The 19,153-nt window shown below is 64.0% G+C and carries 8 protein-coding genes; 7 read left to right on the top strand and 1 reads right to left on the bottom strand.

Going from position 1 to position 19,153, the window contains the following annotated elements; translation table 11 throughout:
• The first annotated feature begins 68 nt into the window (after nt 1-68).
• From MRBLMC3_RS01815 to MRBLMC3_RS01845, 7 genes are all read left to right on the top strand, one after another.
• Nucleotides 69-776: a tetratricopeptide repeat protein gene (locus MRBLMC3_RS01815; RefSeq protein ID WP_363735107.1), complete on the top strand. Its 708-nt coding sequence runs from the start codon at nt 69-71 to the stop codon at nt 774-776.
• A 775-nt stretch (nt 777-1,551) separates the two neighbouring features.
• Nucleotides 1,552-11,217, top strand: coding sequence for a beta strand repeat-containing protein (locus tag MRBLMC3_RS01820; RefSeq protein WP_363825415.1), 9,666 nt, complete (start codon nt 1,552-1,554; stop codon nt 11,215-11,217).
• A 52-nt stretch (nt 11,218-11,269) separates the two neighbouring features.
• A complete protein-coding gene (locus MRBLMC3_RS01825; RefSeq protein ID WP_208108027.1) occupies nt 11,270-11,977 on the top strand; it encodes an OmpA family protein in 708 nt (235 codons plus the stop codon).
• 12 nt (nt 11,978-11,989) lie between these two features.
• Entirely contained in the window at nt 11,990-13,384 is a 1,395-nt protein-coding gene (locus MRBLMC3_RS01830) for a TolC family protein (RefSeq protein WP_363825417.1), read from the top strand.
• Between the two features lie 53 nt (nt 13,385-13,437).
• The gene (locus MRBLMC3_RS01835; RefSeq protein ID WP_363825420.1) at nt 13,438-15,597 is read left to right on the top strand and encodes a type I secretion system permease/ATPase; all 2,160 of its coding nucleotides are present in this window, start codon (nt 13,438-13,440) and stop codon (nt 15,595-15,597) included.
• A 152-nt stretch (nt 15,598-15,749) separates the two neighbouring features.
• Entirely contained in the window at nt 15,750-16,685 is a 936-nt protein-coding gene (locus MRBLMC3_RS01840; protein ID WP_363825423.1) for a cell wall hydrolase, read from the top strand.
• Nucleotides 16,682-17,956: an HlyD family type I secretion periplasmic adaptor subunit gene (locus tag MRBLMC3_RS01845; protein WP_363754015.1), complete on the top strand. Its 1,275-nt coding sequence runs from the start codon at nt 16,682-16,684 to the stop codon at nt 17,954-17,956. Before MRBLMC3_RS01840 ends, MRBLMC3_RS01845 begins: the two co-directional genes overlap by 4 nt.
• Before the next feature lie 72 nt (nt 17,957-18,028).
• Here the strand turns inward: MRBLMC3_RS01845 and MRBLMC3_RS01850 are convergent, their stop codons facing one another.
• The gene (locus MRBLMC3_RS01850; protein WP_363825426.1) at nt 18,029-19,093 is read right to left on the bottom strand and encodes a transglutaminase-like cysteine peptidase; all 1,065 of its coding nucleotides are present in this window, start codon (nt 19,091-19,093) and stop codon (nt 18,029-18,031) included.
• Between the last annotated feature and the right edge of the window lie 60 nt (nt 19,094-19,153).

The following is a 19,153-nucleotide window of genomic DNA, read 5'->3' on the forward strand; positions in this document are numbered from 1 at the left end:
CGCTTGCACTTTCTTAAGCCTGTTGGACATAGCATCCATCAGCCGAAAGATTGCGAAGGGAGAGTGGCTTGGGCGTCGGCAAAAGGGTCTGGATGGTGCGAGGCGCCCTGCTGCTGTGCATTGCTTCGCCCGCGCACGCGCAAGCGCCTTATGTCCCGGACGTGACCGAAGCGCGGGAAAAGGAATGGCGCAAGCTGGTGGCGGCGTCCCAGGCTGCCTATGCGTCGGGCAAGGCGACCGATGGCATCGATCCCGCACGGAAAGGCCTGGCGCTGGCCGATGAACTATTCGGCCCGGATGATCCCCGCTCGCTGATTTCCGCCAACGACCTGGCGTTGCAACTGGAATCCATCGGGCAGTTCAGGGAGGCGGAAAGCCTGTATCGGCGCGTGTTCGACAGCTATTTGCGGACCAGGGGGGGTGACGATCCCAACACGCAGCTTGCCCTGGAAAATCTTGTTGATTTCTACATGGCGCGCAAACGCTATGACGCAGCTGAGCCTTTGGCGGGTTATGCCCTGGCCAGTTTCCGGCGCACCACCGGTTCGGGGAGCGCACGCAGTCAGCGGATGGAACGGATATTGGCCGACATGCCCAGGCCCGCTGTGACGATGGATTCCTTCCCTTCCGCCGGATCGGTCGAAATTGTCGCGGGCGGCGGGGCGAATGAACAGGATCATGCAATCAAATCGTCCGATCAATCCACAGGGCAGGGGAATGATGTGGAAAAACCTTCGCCCGATGCAGCAACGGCCATAGACCAAATTCGTCCCTGACGAAGAATATCCTTGCGTTCTGCCGCAGTGGTTTGAACGATTAACCTTGGATATAAGTCATCGGGTCAATTGTTTAAAATTACGCAACCGTTATTCCTGATTCTTGTCGGAGGGGGATTGAATTTCCATAGCTTATCGCCGGTCACAGGCCGACTGGACGAAGCCGCGGGAAGGAAAGCACGGCTCCGAAAGATAAGCCTATGGGTCGCATTAGGGCGGGCGGTCGGTTGCGTAAACCGGCCGCCCGTTTCCATTTCCGGATGGAAAGCGCCCGTCGTTTCATCTGGTCCCGATCCAAATTCGTTATTTGCCAAAGTCCGCTCGTGCCAGGTTCGCGACGAGTCGAACCGCAAACGAATTGTCCGAGTCGCATATGCCCTCAGCCCAATTTGTTAACCAAGGCCAAGATCGGCATAGTCGAAAAGATATAATTTTCTGAAACTATATATATCCTTAGTAATAATCCTAAAGTTATTTTTTCGGCTGTATCGTATTAAAATGGTTAACAAAACTGGAATCTGCGTGACTCATTTCGAGGACGACGAATAAGATCAGCCATCGGGTCAGTAAAAATACAGATGCAAAATGTTAATCCGGGGCGGCAGCCGACTTTCAAACGGTCCTGCCGGCGGGAGAACGTTGACTAGGGGCAATAGCTGATCCGCTGATTGCCGCAATGTCGGGAAAAGGCGTCAGGTCCGAATGCATCAGGCATTCGGGGCAAGCCCTTTTGCGCGCTTCTTCCATGCCCCCATGGCGACAGGTGGGATGGACAATGGATTACGAGCGCGATTGGGATGGCAAAGATACCGCTGACCATCAGCAGGCCCTTCACCCGGAGGCAGCCGCACTGGCGGCGAAGGCCAAGCTGGCCCAGCCCGGAAAGTCGCATGCCGCGGATGTCGTCAGGACGGTCGCGCCCAATCCGGACGGTACCATTGTCCTGCCTGCGGGCACGGATATCAACCAGATCGAGGTTTCCGGCCGCAATCTGATCGTCCACCTGCCCGATGGCACCGATCTGGTGATCCTGGAGGGGGCGGTGGTCATGCCGCGCCTGGTTGTCGGCGATGTCGAAATTCCTTCCGTCAACCTGGCGGCTCTCCTGATCGGGGAGGAACCGCAGCCTGCGGCCGGTCCGCCGCGCAGTTCCGGCGGCAATTTCATCGGTCCTGACGGCGATGTGGGCGATCCCCATGGCCTGGGCGACCTGTTGCCGCCGACCGAATTGCTTTTCAGCCAGCCCGAAGAGCGCGAGATCCTGCCGATTGCGCCGAACGATCCGCCGGAAGTCACCATCATCACGCCCGATCAGCCTGCTGGGGCGACGGCCGCGACGGCCGGTGTGAGCGAGGCGGGCCTTCCCGCGCGCGGCAACGAACCGGCCGGTTCGGCGGCTGCGGGGGATAGCGAGCGGACGATCGGCACCATCGCGATCAACGCCAATGACGGGCTGGCGAGCGTGACCATCAACGGTGTGGCGATCACGACCGTGGGGCAGACGGTAACGACGCCGCTGGGCGTGCTGACCATCACCTCGATCGCGGATGGTTCGATCGGCTACAGCTATGCGCTGAGCGACAATGTCGTCGGCGCGCCGCCTGCGGAAGTCTTTACCGTCGTCGTCACCGACAATGACGGCGATCAGGCAAGCGCCACGCTGACCATCTCCATCGCCGACGATGCGCCGACGGCCGTCAACGATGCCGATAGCGTGACCGAGGATGGCCCGCTGGTCGCGGATGGCAATGTCATGACCGGCAGCGGTGGCAGCGACGCGAACGGCACGGACGGCGTGGCCGACGTGCAGGGTGCGGACGGCGCGGCCGTGACGACCACCGGCACCTTCCAGGGCACCTATGGCACGCTGACGCTGACGGCGTCGGGCGCCTACAGCTATACCCTGGCCAATGCCAACCCGGCGGTGCAGTTTCTGGTGCCTGGCCAGACGCTGACCGACAGCTTCAGCTATACGATCACCGACGCGGATGGCGACACGTCCAGCGCAACGCTGACGATCACCATCAACGGCGCCGATGACGGCATCACCATCACCGGCCTGAACGGCGCGCTCGGCCTTGAGGGCGCCGAACTCGTGGTGCTGGAAAACGACCTGTCGGACGGCAGTTCGCCTGACGCGACCGGGCTGACGAAGACCGGTTCCTTTGCCGTCAGCGGCGCGGACGGCCTGTCGGGCGTCATCATTGGCGGCGTTTCGGTGCTGGCCAATGGCGCCTTCGTTGCCGGACAGGTGGTTACGACGCCGCTCGGCACGCTGACCATCACCGGCTTCACCGCGACGGCGACCCAGGGCGGCGTGCCGACCGCGGGCACCTTCACCTACAGCTTCCTGCTGACCGACAACAGCCTGGACCATGACGCGTCGGGCGCGGACAGCATCCTGCAAAGCTTTGCCGTGGTGGCGACCGATCGCAACGGATCGACCGCCAATGCCAGTATCGACGTGCAGATCGTCGATGACGTCCCGACCGCCAACAACGATGCCGGGTCGATTGCCGCGGGCACCTATGGCCCGGTCACCGGCAATGTCGTGACCAATGACGTCAAGGGCGCGGACGGGGCGATGGTTTCAACCACCGGCACCTTTGAAGGCGAATATGGCACGCTGACGCTCAATGCGGATGGCAGCTACAGCTATGTCCGTGCCGCAGGCACGCCGGGTGGCGTCAGCGACAGCTTCAGCTACACGCTGCTCGACGGCGATGGCGACACGTCCAGCGCCATATTGCGGATCGATATCGCCGATGGCGACGTCATGATCATCTCCATCCCCAAGGTTGGCGAGGGCACGATCGTCGACGAAGCAGGCCTCAACGACCCGGTCGGGTCAGAGGCGGGCACCGATGTCGAGACCACTGACGGCACAATCACCTATACCGCGCCGGACGGCCCCGCGACCGTCACCATCAACGGTGTCCTGATCACTGGCCCCGGCCAGCAGATCGTTACCGACAAGGGGATTCTGACCGTCACCGGCATCAGCGACGGCAGCATCGATTACAGCTATACGCTGACCACCAATACCGATGGCGACGATGTGACCGACAGCTTCGTCGTCACCGTCACCGATGTGGACGGCGACCAGGCGACCGACACGCTGACCATCACGATCATCGATGACGTTCCGACTGCCACCAATGACGTGGATTCGGTGCGTGAGGATGGCCCGCTGGTCGCCGACGGCAATGTCATCGCCGGATCGGGCGGCACGGACGCCAACGCCACCGACGGCAATGCCGACGTGCAGGGCGCCGACGGCGCGCAGGTCACCGCCATCGCCTTTGCCGGGACGAACGGCACGGTCGGCGCACCACTCGCCGGTCTTTATGGTTCGCTGGTGATCCAGCCGGGCGGCAGCTATGCCTATACGCTGGACAATGAAAATGGCGTGGTCCAGGGCCTGGACAAGAACCAGACGCTGACCGAAACCTTCACCTACACGCTGACCGATGGCGATGGCGATCCGTCCAGCGCGACCATCACCATCACCATCCAGGGCAGCGATGATGGCGTGACCATCAATGGCCTGGACGGCGAGGGCGCGGAAGAAACCGTCTTCGAAAACGATCTGGCGGACGGCAGCTCGGCGGATGCGGCGGCGCTGACCCAGACGGGCAATTTCTCCCTCTCCGCGCCGGACGGCGTGGCGACCATAACCGTTGGCGGCCAGCCGATCTTCGGTGCCAGCGGCTTCATCAGCGGCGTCACCCTGTCCAACGCCTATGGCACGTTGACCATCACCGGCTTCACGCCCGTTATCGGCGCGGATGGCGACGTCACCGGCGGGACGGTCAGCTATAGCTATACGCTGAACGACAATACGCTGCTGCATGCGGGCGCCAATGATGGCAGCCTGACGGACAGCTTTGCGGTGGTCGTCACCGACACCGACGGATCGACTGACACGGCCAGCCTGGACGTCCGCGTGGTGGACGATGTGCCGACCGCGGTGAACGACAGTGCAGGCCAGCTTGCTGAAAATGCGTCGGTAACCGTCAATGTCTTCGCCAATGACGTGGCCGGGGCCGATGGCGTCGACCTCGCCAGCGGCGTCGCGCTGGAAACCGGCGCGGCCAAAGGCAGCGTCGTCTATCAGGGCAATGGCGTATTCCTCTATACCCCCAATGCGGGCGCTGAGGGCAGCGACAGCTTCACCTACACCATCACCGACGGCGATGGCGACACGTCGACCGCGACGGTGACGATCAACCTGCTCAGGGATTCGACGCCGACCGTCAGCGTCACCGACATGACTGTGTCGGAAGCTGGCCTGCCCGGCGGCACGCAGGCAGCCGGGGACAGCGAGACGGCGACCGGTTCCATGACCATCGCGACCGGCGGCGACACGCTGACCAAGGTAGAGGTGCAGGACAAGAACGGTGCCTGGGTTGATGTGACCGCGGCGACGGCGGGAACGCCGGTCGTGGTCGCGGGCGCGGCGGGCACGCTGACCGTGACTTCGGACGGGGCGGGCCATTACAGCTACAGCTATACGCTGGCGGTCAACGATCCCACCCATCCCGACAATGATCCGCTGGACGGCGACGGGATCAGCGGCGCGGCCGACCCCCAGGCGGGCGATGCCTTCGCCGTGCGCGTGACGGACAGCGATGGCGATGTCTCGCCAGCCGATGCGATCAACGTGACCGTGCTGGACGATGCGCCCATCGCGGTAGCGGACAGCGGCTCGGTCGATGAGGGCGGCTCCTTGATCGTCTCGGCGGCCAATGGCGTGCTTGTCAACGACCAACCGGGCGCGGACGGCTATGCGCCGGGTGTGGTCGGCGTGGCGAAGGGCAGCGATGCGAACACCCCCGTCAGCGGCCATGTCGGCACGGCGGTCGCGGGCAACTACGGCACGTTGACCCTCTTCGCGGACGGCAGCTATCGCTATGATGCGACGCCCAACGCGATCTCTGCGGATCAGCAGGACGTGTTCGTCTACACGATCCGCGACGCGGACGGCGATCTGGCGACGGCGACGTTGACCATCGACGTCGCGAACGTTGCCCTGCCGGCAGACAACCAGACCAAGACTGTCTATGAGGCGGCACTGGACACCAGCGTGACCGGCGACGACATCGCGGCGGGCAGCGTGACCGGCAGCACGCCCGGCGAAACCACCGAGACGACGACTGGTCAGCTCAATGTCACCGGCGCCGTCAGCTACACGCTGACCAGCTCCGCCAATGGCGGCTATGGGCAGATCCAGTTGAACAGCAATGGCAGCTATACCTATACGCTGACTTCGCCTGTCGATGGCCCGACCACCAATGACGGTCCGCAGACTTTCCTGGGCGCCGAAATCTTCACCTATCAGGCGGTCGACGGTGCGGGCAATGTCGCCAATGGCACCATCACCATCGATGTGGTGGACGATGTTCCGACCGCCGTGAACGACGCGGCCCGGACCGTGGCGGAGGATGGCGCAGACATCAACGGCAATGTCCTGGCCAACGACACGCTGGGCGCGGATGGCGCCACGCTGACTTCGGTCACCATCGGCGGCGTCACCACGGCGATCAACGCTGTGGGCACGACCAATGTGAACACGGCGTTCGGCGCCTACACGTTCACGGCGGCGGGTGCCTGGACCTTCAACCCGTCCACCAACCTCAACAATGCGAGCGGTGTCGACGCGGGCTTCTCCTATGTCATCACCGATGGCGATGGCGACCAGTCGACGGCGAACCAGCCGATCACGGTCACCGATGGTGCGATTCCGACCGCGAGCGGCCCGATCAGCCTGGCGCTGGACGACCAGAACCTGGCTGGCGGTACCAGCGAGGCTAACCCTGATTTCGACAGCGGCTCCATCACCTTCACACCCGGTTCGGATGCGATCGTCTCGATCGTTTTCGGCGGCACGGGCAGCCTGACGGGCGACCTGACCTGGCTGCGGGTGTCCGACACGCAGATCACCGGTTCGGATGAGCGCGGCGTCGTCGTGACGCTGAACCTGTCGGTCGTCGGCACCGTTGCAACCGTGACGGCCACGCTGAACGACAATTACGACACCCATCCGGGTATCAATGCCGATGATCTGGTCGCGCTTGGTTCGGTGCAGGTGATCGCGCAGGATAGCGATGGCGACACCGCCACCGGCACCGTGTCGGTCAGCGTGTCCGACGATCTGCCGGTCGTCAGCGCCAATCCGACCGTGCAACTGGACGACGATGCGCTGGGCGGCAACGCCAATGGCACGGGCGACGATGCGAACAGCGTCAACGCCACGGGCACGCTCGCGCATGATTATCGCGCGGACGGTCCGGGCGGCATTACCCTGCTCGGCACGGGCGCGCCGGTCGGCTTCACTTATGAAAGCAATGGCACTGTCCTGCTGGTGAAGCAGGGCGGCACCACCGTGCTGACCGTGACGCTGACCGATCCGGTCGCGGGCACCTATTCGGTGGTGCAGAATGCCGCCATCGTCCATCCGCTTGGCGGCGACGAGAATAATGTCAGCTTCGACATCGCCTATCGGGTGAGCGACGCCGACAATGACACCGCCACCGGCACGCTGACCATCAATGTCGACGACGACACGCCGGTCGCGGCCAACGATACCGACGTCGTGAAGGAAGACGTCACGCTGAGCGCCAGCGGCAATGTGCTGACGGGCGCGGGCAGCGACGGCAATCCGGCGGGTGCGGACTCGCTGGGCGCCGATGGCCCGGCGGCGGGTGGCGCGGTCACGGCGGTCACCGGGGGCGCCATCGGCGGCAATGCCATCGGCAGCTACGGCTCGCTCGTCCTCAATTCCACGGGCGGCTATACCTATACGCTGAACAACGGCTTGGCCGCCGTCCAGCAACTGGACGATGGCGAAACGCTGCAGGACAGCTTCACCTACACCATCACCGATGGGGACGGGGACAGCACCACTGCCGTGCTGACCATCACGATCCAGGGCACGAATGACGCGCCGCAGGTCGGCAGCGGGGTTGCGGTGGTTTCCGAAGAGGGGCTGTCAGGCGCCAATGCGGACACGGCCGGCACCCCCAGCGATACGACGAACTCGGTGACGGCGGGCGGCACGATCACCGCAACCGATGTGGATGGCGATGCCGTCACCATGACCCTGGGCGACCCCGGCGCGGTACTCAGCGCTGACGGCCTGCCCGTCACCTGGACTGGTGTCGGCACGCAGTCCCTGACCGGATCGGCTGGCGGTGTGCCGGTCATCACGATCACGATCAACAATGCGGGCGCCTATACGGTCACGCTGCTCCAGTCCGTCGATCACAGCGGCATCAATGTAGAGGATCTGAAGAATTTCTCGGTCCCCGTGAATGTCAGCGACGGCACCACGACGGTCGGCACCAGCATAGCCGTCACTATCGAGGATGACAGCCCGACAGCCGCCGATGACAATGTTACGACCATCGAAAAGGCGCTGGCATCGACCGGCAATGTCCTCACCAACGATCATGTCGGCGCGGACACGCCCGGCGCGGTGGTTTCGGTTAGCGGCAGCGCCATAACGCTGGGCGGCAGCCAGACGATCGTCGGTACCTATGGTACGTTGCAGTTGTTCTCAGACGGCAGCTACATCTACACGCCCAAGGTTTCGGTCCCTTCGGGATCGACCGACAGCTTCACCTATGTCATGCGCGATGCCGACAACGACACGGCCAGCGCGACGCTGAAGTTCACCTTCCAGGGCGACGCGAACAAGCCGACGGCGGACAACACCGCCGCCAAGCTGGACGATGATGGCCTGACCGGCGGCAATCCGCTGAGCACGATTGGCGATGTCGACGCCAATGTGGGCGACAACGACGCAGGCCCCAGCGAGGCCAGCTTCAGCGGCACTTTGGGATTCACCTTCGGTGATGACGGCGGCGGCAGCGTGACCTTCGCCAACATGAACGGCCTGACCGGCACTGTTGGCACGGACACGGTTTCCTATAGCTGGAACGGCGCCAGCAACACGCTGACCGCGACCATCACGACGGTTGGCGGGCGCGGTACGCCGCTGTTCCAGGTGGTCGTCAACCCCACGACCGGCGCCTATACGGTGACCTTGCTCGACAACGTCCTGCATGCGGCGGGCGGGAATGAGAATGATGCCTCCGTCAGCCTCAATTTCCTCGTCACCGACAGCGATTATGATCTGTCGACCAACCCGACATCGTCGGCGGTCGGCCAGCTCAACATCAGCTTTGACGACGATATGCCCAGCGCCTTCACGCCTGCGGCCGGGGCGGTCGCCAACAATGACAGCCCGGCGACGGCCTTCAACCTGAACTTTGCCAGCGTGGCGGGGGCTGACGGTGTCGGCGATGCGCTGTTCAACATCACCGATGGTGCGCCCGCCAAGGACACCAGCGGCGCAACGCTGCGGTTCAATGGCGAAGACCTGTTCATCTTCGGCAATGGCACCAATGTGCTGACCGCCAGGACGGCCGATGGCGACATTGGCTATACGGTGACGTTGCAGCCGGGGACGGACAAATATGTGTTCGACCTGCATGGCACGATCACCAATGGCAGCGAAATCTCGATCAGCAGCTTCAGTTCCGCCAAGGCCGGTAATACCGATTATCGCGGGCTGGGGGTCGACACCACCGACGCCATCGACGTACTCCTCTCCGGACGCAACTCTTCCGGTGGGCGTGGGTCGATCAATACCGACGCTGACTCCATCGGCGTCGATAACAACTCGGTCAATCCCGATGAAGCGGTTCGCATCGACCTGGTGAAGACCCTGACCACCAGCGCGGGCACGACGACGGGCTTCGCCTATGTCGATCACCAGAGCGTTATCAGCTTCGAGCAGAGCATCGCCCAGGTCGGCGGCAGCCCCAACAACAGCGTGACGGTCAAGGTCACGGCGATCAATGCCGACAATGACCAGGATTTGGGTTACTCGTCCGCATCTCCAGAGGCGGGTGAAAGCTTCGTAGGCATCGTCAAGGTCTCGGTGACCGATTTCAGCACGGGCAATGTCTATACCTTCACCGCCGATGGCACCCAGGCGGGCTTCGGCGTCACCTTCTCCTCCGGCAGCGTCTTCATCTCCGGCCTGCAGGTGAACGACAAATATGAGATTGTCGGCGCCCAGGGCTTTGACGCGGTGCTGGTGGAATCGCCGCACGTCAACAATCCGTTCGACCTCGGCATTTTCTCCGTCGAGACGCTGAACAGCGGCACGCCGATCAACATCAACCATGCCATCGTGGCTTCGGATGCCGATGGCGACAGCGTCAACAGCGCGATCAGCGTCACGCTGAACCCGGTCGCCGTTCCACCGGTCGCCATCGACCTGGATGGAGACGGGCTGGAGTTTCTGGGCCTTTCCGCTGGTGTCACGCACGACTATGGCGCCGGTGCGGTCAACACCGCCTGGGTGTCCTCCGACGACGGCCTGCTCGCCCATGCGACGGGCGGCGGCTACGACATCGTCTTCGCCGACGACGCGCCCAATGCGTCGAGCGACCTGGAAGGGTTGCGCCTTGCCTATGACAGCAATGGCGACGGCGTGTTCGACGCAACGGATACCGCATTTGCCGAGTTCGGCGTGTGGCAGGATGCGAACAGCAACGGCGTTGTGGATGCGGGCGAGTTCAAGTCGCTTGCCGACATGGGCATCGCCTCCATCAACTTGACGGCCGATGGCAATGGCTATGTCGCTGCCGATGGCGATGTGACGGTTCTGGGCGAGGCAAGCTTCACCCGCACCGATGGCACAACCGGAACGATCGGCGACGTCACTTTCCGCACCGGCACCAGCAGCGATGCCAGCAAGACGGAAAGCACGAGCAGCGGCTTCAACCAGGCGCTGGTTGCGGCAAGCCTGGTTGCGGTGGCGGGCGCCGCCGAGGCGACGACCGAGCAGCAGCCTGAGCCGACCGTGACCGAAAGCAACGTTCCAGTCACGGAAACCGCGCCGACCGATACCGTTTCGGACGAGCCGACCGCCACGCAGGAAAGCGCGCCGACCACGCTCGCCGCGAGCGACGATCAGGCCGTGCATGAGCAGCCTGCGCCGACTGGCCATGCCAGCGAGGAAGCCGCGCCGGAACATGCCAGCCTGTCCGACGGCAACGACGCGCATGCTGCTGTCGAAACGGCGGATGCGGCTCAGCCCGAGCTCAGCGGTCATGAAGGGCTGCTGGCGCAATCGATCGACCTGCCTCCCGCCTTCGACGGCAATGCCGCGGCGGTTCTGGCGGCGCAGCAGGCGGCTCCGGCTGCCGATGCGGCAGAGGTCGTGAAGGAAGCGCTGGGCGCCCATGACGCGCCGAACATCGATGCGCTGCTGGCGGCGCTGCCGGGCGGCGAACATGCCGCCGCGCCCTTCCTGCTCAACCCCGTCGCGGGCGAGGCAGTGGACAGCGGGCATCTGGCGGCGGCGACAGCCATCTTCGACGCGGCGATGGTCGCGCATGAAGCGATGGCAGCCGGGCATGCCTGAACTTGGGGTTGATCTAGAAATTTTCTCGCGGGGAATTTTGGGGAGAGTGAATATGCGAAATGCTGTTGGAAAGGCGGTGGCCGTTGGGCTGACGACCGCCATGCTGACGACGACAGCGGCCTGGGCGGCGCCTGCTTCGCCCTTGCTGCAACTGGGCAAGTCGGAATTGCGGGATGCACTCGACAGCCGTTACGACACGGCGGTCAAGGCCGTGGGCGACGCCAGCATCCGCGCGGCCCAGGACAGCCGCTGGACCTACGCCGTGGAGGCGAAGAACCAGTGCGGCATCGCCATCGGCTTCATCAAATCCGGCACGAAGGATGCGGAAAGCATCAACAAGTGCGACGACTTTGTGGCACGCCTCACGGCGCCGCCACCGCCGCCGGTGTCGGCAGCTTCAGCCCCACCCGCGCTGGACTGCACGGCGCCGGCGGTGTCCATCTTCTTCGACTGGAACATGGACATGCCGCTGCCGGAAGGGGTGAACACTGTCACGACCTTGACCCAGACGGCGGCGCAATGCGGGTGGAAGCGCTTTGGCGTGACCGGCTATACCGATACTTCGGGCAGCAACCGCTATAATGACGGCCTTTCGCTGCGCCGCGCGCAGAATGTCGCCAATCTGCTCAGCCAGGGTGGCATCCCCACGGATGCCATGACCGTCAACGGCCTGGGCGAAACCCAGCTCAAGATCGAAACCGCCGATGGTGTGCGCGAACCGATGAACCGTCGGGTCGAAATCACCGCCAGCGCGAATTAAGGGGAGGACGGCATGACTATCATGCGCAAAACATGTGGCAGCCTGATCGCCCTTTGTGCGGCGGCCATGGTGAGTACGGGCTGGGCCCAGACGACGGATCTCAAGAGCGCGATCGCTGCTGCACTCGACAGCCATCCGGAGATCAACCAGGCGATAGAGAACAAGCAGGCCATCGAATTCGAACGCGAACAGGCGCAGGGTCTTTACCTGCCCCGCGTCAGCGTCGAGGGGTCGGCTGGCGTCCGCCGCCTGGAAAACGCCACCCGCCGCGCGCTCAATCTCGACAATGAGACTCTCTGGCCGCTTGAAGCCAGCGTTCGCGCCGAGGAAACGCTTTGGGATTCGGGCTATCGCAGCGCTGAGAAGCGCCGGCAGGCCGCCCGCACCGATGGCGCTGCGTTGCGTGTCGGCGAACGGTCGCAGTTCGTGGCGCTCAACGTCACCCGCCAATATCTGGACTATATGCTCCAGCAGCGGGTCGTGGCGGCGGCGGAGGACAATATCGCCTTCCATCGCAAGCTGCTCGGTGATCTGGGCGAGGGCGTGAGCAAGGGGTCCATCAGCATTGCCGACCAGCAGCAGGCGGAGGAAAGGCTGCAGGCCGCCCTCGTCCGCAAGAGCGAGGCGGAGCAGGACATGACCAATGCGGCCATTCAGTTCCGCACCCTGACCGGTCTGTCGATCGATCAGGTGACCATGCCTGATGCTGTGACGAGCGCTCTGCCTCCGACGCTGGACGAAGCCATAGCCGCCGCGCGGACGCACAATCCGCTGGTTCGCGAGGCTGAGGCCGATATCCAGGCCGCGCATGCCGTGGTGGATGAGGCCAAGTCGGAGCTTGGGCCGACGGTCTCCGTGGAGGGCACCGGCCGCGTCGGCCAGGATGTCGACGGCTTCCGGGGCAGCACCAACGACATCCAGGGCCGGGTGGTCCTGCGCTGGCAGCTTTACAATGGCGGCATCAACCGGGCCAAGGTCCAGGAAATGACCCGCCGGGCAAGCGAAGCGCGCTTCCGCCTGAGCCAGCGGTTGCGCGAGGCGGAGGAGGATGTCCGCACCGCCTGGAACCGTTGGGATACGGAAAAGAAGCGCGTCACCGACCTGTCGCGTCAGGGCACGGTCTCCGACGGACTGCTGGTTTCCTATCGCGAGCAGTTCAACGTGGGCCGGCGCTCGCTGCTGGACGTTCTGGACAGCCAGAACACCCGCTTCAACACGCAGGTGCGGACGGAAACGGCCCGCTTCTCGGAAATGTTCGCGCAATATCAGATCCTGGCGGCCACCAACACGCTGCTGGATACGCTGGGCCTGGCCACGCCTTCGGACGCCAAGGCCGATGCGCGGAAGACCTATAATGTCCCTGATCTGCCGCCCGCTGAATTGCAGCGGCGGCGCTATCCGGGCTGAGTTTCATTATTGGGGGCCATCCTGGCGCAAGCCGGGATGGCGCGGGGTAAACAATGTTGGAACGAAGCACACTCAGTCTGGCCGAATGGCTGGACCATCAAGGCACGCCCGGTGACGAACTGGTCGAGAGCATCGCCCATGCGGCGCGGCATTTCGACCGTTCGCCCGGCATAGTGGGACTGCGAGCCGGCCTCGCCGTAGATGAATCCGGGCGCCTGCCCTTTCATCAGGCGGAATCGGCGCTCGACCAGATCGGCCTGCTGAGCGACCACGTCCGCGGTCGATTGGACAAATGGCGTCCTGGCAATCTGCCGGCCATCCTGCCGCTGCGGGGCGGGCGGTTCCTGCTGCTGATGGACATCAAGGCCGGCGACGCGCTGGTCCAGCTTCCTCATGCGGATGAAGCGGTCTGGGCGCCGTTGAGCGATCTGGAAGGCGTTTTCACCGGGGAAGCGCTTGTCGTCATGGCCGATCACGGTCGTGAACGGGCAGAGGAGCGTCCCTGGGACGAACGGGTGCGGCAGCACTGGTTCTGGCGCGAAGTCTGGCGTGCACGCGGCGGCTTCGGCTATGTCATGCTGGCGGCGGGCATCATCAACCTGCTCGCCTTCGCGCTGCCGCTGTTCACGATGAACGTCTATGACCGGATCATTCCGAACAAGGCGGCCTCCAGCCTCTGGGTGCTTGGCATCGGCGTGATGCTGGCCTTCAGCCTGGATTTCGCACTGCGCATCGCCCGGGCAAGACTGGTGGACGAGGCGGGGCGGGAGATTGACGAACGCCTTTCGCAACGCCTGTTTGAAAAGGTGCTGAACACGCCGCTCGCAAGCCGTTCCGGCAGCACCGGGGCGCTGGCGCGGCGCGTGTCGGAATTCGAATCCGTGCGCGAATTCTTCACCTCGACCACCGTGGTCCTGGTGGTGGACATCGCCTTCCTCTTTTTCTTCGTCGCCATCATCGCGCTCCTGGGGGGCTGGCTCGCGATCGTACCGGTCGTGATGATGGGGATCATGGCGACTGCGGGATGGTTCCTGCAACGGTCCATGGCCCGCCTGTCCCGCGATGCGCAGGCGGATTCCAGCCTGCAAAGCGCCGCGCTGGTGGAGGCCATCGGCGGCATTGAGACGCTGAAGGCCTGCCGTGCCGAAGGACGAATGCTGGAGCGCTGGCGCCGCTATGCCCGGATGAGCGCGGCCACGCAGGAAAAGCTGCGGCGCCTGTCGTCCAAGAGCGTGACGTTGGCGTCGCTGTGCCAGCAGGTGACAAGCATCGCATTGGTCATCGGCGGCTTCTACATGTTCGCGGCAGGCGACATTTCAATGGGTGCGATCATCGCCATCGTCATGCTGGCCGGCCGTTCGCTGGCGCCGGTAGGGCAGCTTGCCTTCGTGATCGTGCGGGCGCGGCAGGCGATGACGACGCTCGACAGCCTGCAGACGCTGATCGACCAGCCCGACGAAAGGCTGGACGGCGCGCGCGGCATCATCCCCAGGATCCGCAAGGGTGCCATTGTCGCAGAGGGCCTTGAATTTGCTTATCCGGGCTCCAGCCAGCCCAGCCTCAAGGGCATTAACCTGCGCATCGAGCCGGGCGAGCGCATCGGCATCATCGGCCGCGTGGCGTCGGGCAAGTCGACGCTGGGTCGCGTGATCTGTGGTCTCTATCCGCCGACCGGCGGCGCCCTCAACCTGGATGAGATCGACAGCCGTCAATATCATCCCCATGAACTCCGCTCCGCCTTCCGCTATGTCGGGCAGGATTCCGAACTGTTCAGCGGGTCGGTGCGCGAAAACCTGCTGCTGGGCGCCCGCGAGGCCAGCGACGAAAAGCTACTGGAAGCGCTGGAGAGATCGGGGGCGGCGCGGTTCTTCGGACGCGATGCGGCGGGGTTCGACCTGCATATAGGAGAGCGCGGCAACCGCCTGTCCGGCGGTCAGCGCAGCTTTCTGGTGCTGGCGCGCGCTCTGGTGGAGCCTGCAAAGCTGCTCTTCCTCGACGAGCCGACCGGCGCGATGGACAACCAGACCGAAAATCTCTTCATCGATCATCTGGAGAAGGCGCTCGATCCCGGCCAGACACTGATGGTGTCGACACACCGTCATGCGTTGTTGCGGATCGTGGATCGACTGATCGTGATCGATCAGGGTGTGGTGCTGGCGGATGGGCCACGTGACGAGATCATTGGCCAACTCCAGCGGGTGGCCGGGCAATGAGCACTCATCCCGTCCATTCCATCCGAAGTGCTCCTGCGAAGGCATCGAGGCGAGACAAGTCGCTTGGCTCGACCCAGCCCCGCCGTCTGAACTGGGTTCCTGCCTTCGCAGGAACCTGGAGCGCGTGGTTCCTTGGGCTTGGAATCGCAACGATGGCGGCGGTTTTTCTCTGGCCTCATGAGTCCCAGCGCCCCGCCATTCAGACGAAGATCGTGGAAACCGCCCCCGCCATTCCCCGCCAATATCTCGCTCTTGTTCAGATGACGGAGCAGAGCACCCCGGCCGCAGAAGGTGACAGGGCTCGCGAGGAAAATCAGCGTCTCGGCTTCTCCGGCGGTGTGATCGGCGTCGCCAAGCCGTTTCGCGCGCTGATTGCGGCTGGTGAGGATCATGATCACGCGCTCCAATGTCTGACCCAGGCGGTATATTATGAAGCCGCCCGCGAGCCGGAAAGCGGTCAGCGTGCCGTCGCGCAAGTGGTGCTGAACCGCGTTCGCCATCCCGCCTTTGCGAAGACCGTATGCGGCGTGGTCTATCAGCGTTTCGACGCGTCCGTTTGCCAGTTCAGCTTCGTCTGTGACGGATCGCTGGCGCGGCATCCCCTGCCAGACCTTTGGAATCGGGCGAAGCGGATCGCTGCCGACGCGCTGAGTGGGCGGGTCGAGAAGCAGGTGGGCACCGCGACCCATTATCACGCCGATTATGTCTTCCCGCGCTGGGCGCCGCATCTGGCGAAGCTGGCGCAGATCGGCGCGCATATCTTCTATCGCTGGCCAGGAGGCTGGGGCCAGCCGACGGCCTTCACGGGCCGCTATGCCGGCGGCGAGATCATTCCGGCCTTCGATCCGTCGCGCTTTGCCGCCGCGTCCCAGCCAGTCATCGACTATCCGCCGGTCGCTGCGCTGCCCGAACGTCGGGCGGTCAATGATGTCGGCGGGCGCATGGATCCGACCAAGGGGTGGAAGCTGTCCATTCCCGATCCTGCAGAAACAAAGGGCGCCCTGAGCAATTTGCTCGCCGCCCAGCAGAAGGCCGCGCCAGTGACGCTGGCCGCTGACGACCATCATATCCAAGGGGTGCAACCATGATTTCGCGCTGGATAAGCTGGCTGCGGGGGCAACCGGGCAACAAGCAGGTGATCCTTTACAGCGGCGGCGGCCTGCTGGTCTTCCTCATGTGGGCCAGCCTCGCCCCAGTGGATGAGGTGACACACGGGCAGGGCAGGGTGATCCCGTCCAGCAAGGCGCAGGTCATACAGTCCGCAGAGCCGACCACGATCGAGGAAATCCTGGTCCGCTCCGGTCAGAAGGTGAGCAAGGGGCAGCTGCTGGTTCGGCTTGACGATGCGATGCTCGCCTCCGAACTGGGCCAGCTTCAGGCGGAGACGCGTTCGCTGACCGCCCGCGCCGGACGTTTGGAGAGGGAGGGTACAGGTGAGGGCGCCGCCTGCACGACCGGCGGGCCGGAATGCCAGCAGGAGCAGGCCCTCGCCGCCGTTCGCCAGTCGGCGCTTCGCAGCAAGCAGGATGCGATGGCGGCCCAGGTCGACCAGCGCCGCCGCGAACAGGGCGAGGCGCAGGCGACCATCGACAGCCTGACCGGCAGCGTTCAGTTGGCCCGTCAGCGCGTGGCGATGCTGGAACCGCTCGCCGCCAAGTCGATCATCCCGCAGACCGAATTGCTCGATGCCCGGCGTGAGCTGGTCGACGCGCAGGGTCGCCTGAACGCTGCGCAGCAGCAGGCCTCCCGCGCCGGGGCTGCGATCCGCGAGGCGCAGGCACAGCTTTCGGAAGCGAATTTCCAGTTCCGTCAGGACGCGCTCAACGAGCGTAGCCAGTTGGAGGCGAAGATCGCCGTCAACAGCGAGTCTCTTCGGGGCGCGAGGGGACGGGCGCAGCGGGCGGAGATCCGCTCGCCCGTCGACGGTGTGGTCAATGACGTGCAGGTGACGACCATCGGCGGCTATGTCAGTCCGGGTCAGAAGATCATGCAGATCGTGCCCATTGGCGAAAAGCTGCTGGTAGAGACGCGGGTCAAGCCGAACGACATCGCCTTCATCAAGACCGGCGACCGGGCGGTCGTGAAGGTGACCGCCTACGACTTCTCGATCTATGGGGGGCTGACCGGCACGGTGCAGCAGGTGTCGGCCGACAGCGTCTATGACGAAGCGACGCGGGAGGCCTATTTCACCGTGGTCGTGGAGACGGATCGCGCCTGGCTCGGATCGGGCGCGCACAAGCTGCCGATCACGCCCGGCATGGTATGCGATGTGGAGATACTGACCGGCCGCAAATCAGTGCTGGCCTACCTGCTGAAGCCGATCATGAAGGCTCGATCGGAAGCGCTCAGGGAAAGGTGACGAAATTCACCCTTCGCTCTGAGCCTGCCAGAGAGCGGCACTTTCCTTTGAAAGGGTGGGTGCGCTTGAGTTTCACCGCGACGCGAACTGCACCTTTGCAGGCGACGTCACGCGATAGCCGTGGGTCCATCGGCCAAAGGCGTTGAAGCTCATGATCGGGCGATAGTCGCTGACGCTGGAGGATGGCAGCACCCGGTCGGTCATATTGTCGAGGATCATCAATTCATCGCCGATCCGCACCGCCAGGACGGCATGGTCAGCCTGTCGCACCAGATCACGGGCGATCACCAGGAACATGGCGTGACGGTCGAAGCCGGCCGCTTCCAGCAGCTTCATCTTGGCGATGGCATAATCCTCGCAATCGCCGGTGCCGCTTTGCAATGTATGCGCTGCCGATGCCCAGTTGTCGCCACCCTGCCTGTCGTCGACGAAATGCAGCCGGCGGTTGACCCAGCTGTTGATCGTTTCCACCTGCTGCTGTGCCGCCGAACCGCGCGCCGTGTTCAGAATAGCGCTCCACACCCCCTTGCCGGGCAGCGCTGTGGAAACGGAAGCCCATTTGCTGTCGAGCAATGTTCGGGAAATCGGCATGGCGACCGATCTGAAAACGTCAGGCTGCCCATTGCGCGGTGCGATCATCCGGTCCGAAGGCGCGTGGATCGATCGTGCCGGCATGACGAAGGCACTGCCCTGCGGCATTTCGGTAGCCGTCTGCGTCGTCAAAAATCCCTGCATGAAGCCCGGCACCAGCATTGGTTGACGAAAGCTCAGCACGGAAAGCTGGACGCCCTCCAGCCGCCAGCCGGGCAACTTGCCGCTGAAGTCGTTGATGCGCCAATCGTTGACGATCGTATCCGGTGCGACCGGCTGTGTGCCCCAGGGCACCGAACTGACCGCGCCCCCTTGCTGCGCACTGATGGCCGCCAGACGGCTCATACCGCCCGCGAGGAGATTTGCGGTGACGCGGTCGGCGGGCGCGTAGGCCGTTCGATTTTGCGCGGAGACGTCCGGAAACGCCCCCAGGGGCGCCTGCGCCAGCGCATGCCCGCTCGCTGCAACCAATAGCAGAGAGGAGGTGGTACCAAGCGCGAGGCGGCGCAGGACCGATGAGCGAGTGAGCGGGACGAAGCCTGACATGCTTGCCCGTATCGCGCCGAAAATTGAACATCCGGTGCCCCGCGCTGGTTAACGCGGCAG

The sequence above is a fragment of the Sphingobium sp. LMC3-1-1.1 genome (genome assembly GCF_040676285.1).
Classification (GTDB): Bacteria; Pseudomonadota; Alphaproteobacteria; order Sphingomonadales; family Sphingomonadaceae; genus Sphingobium.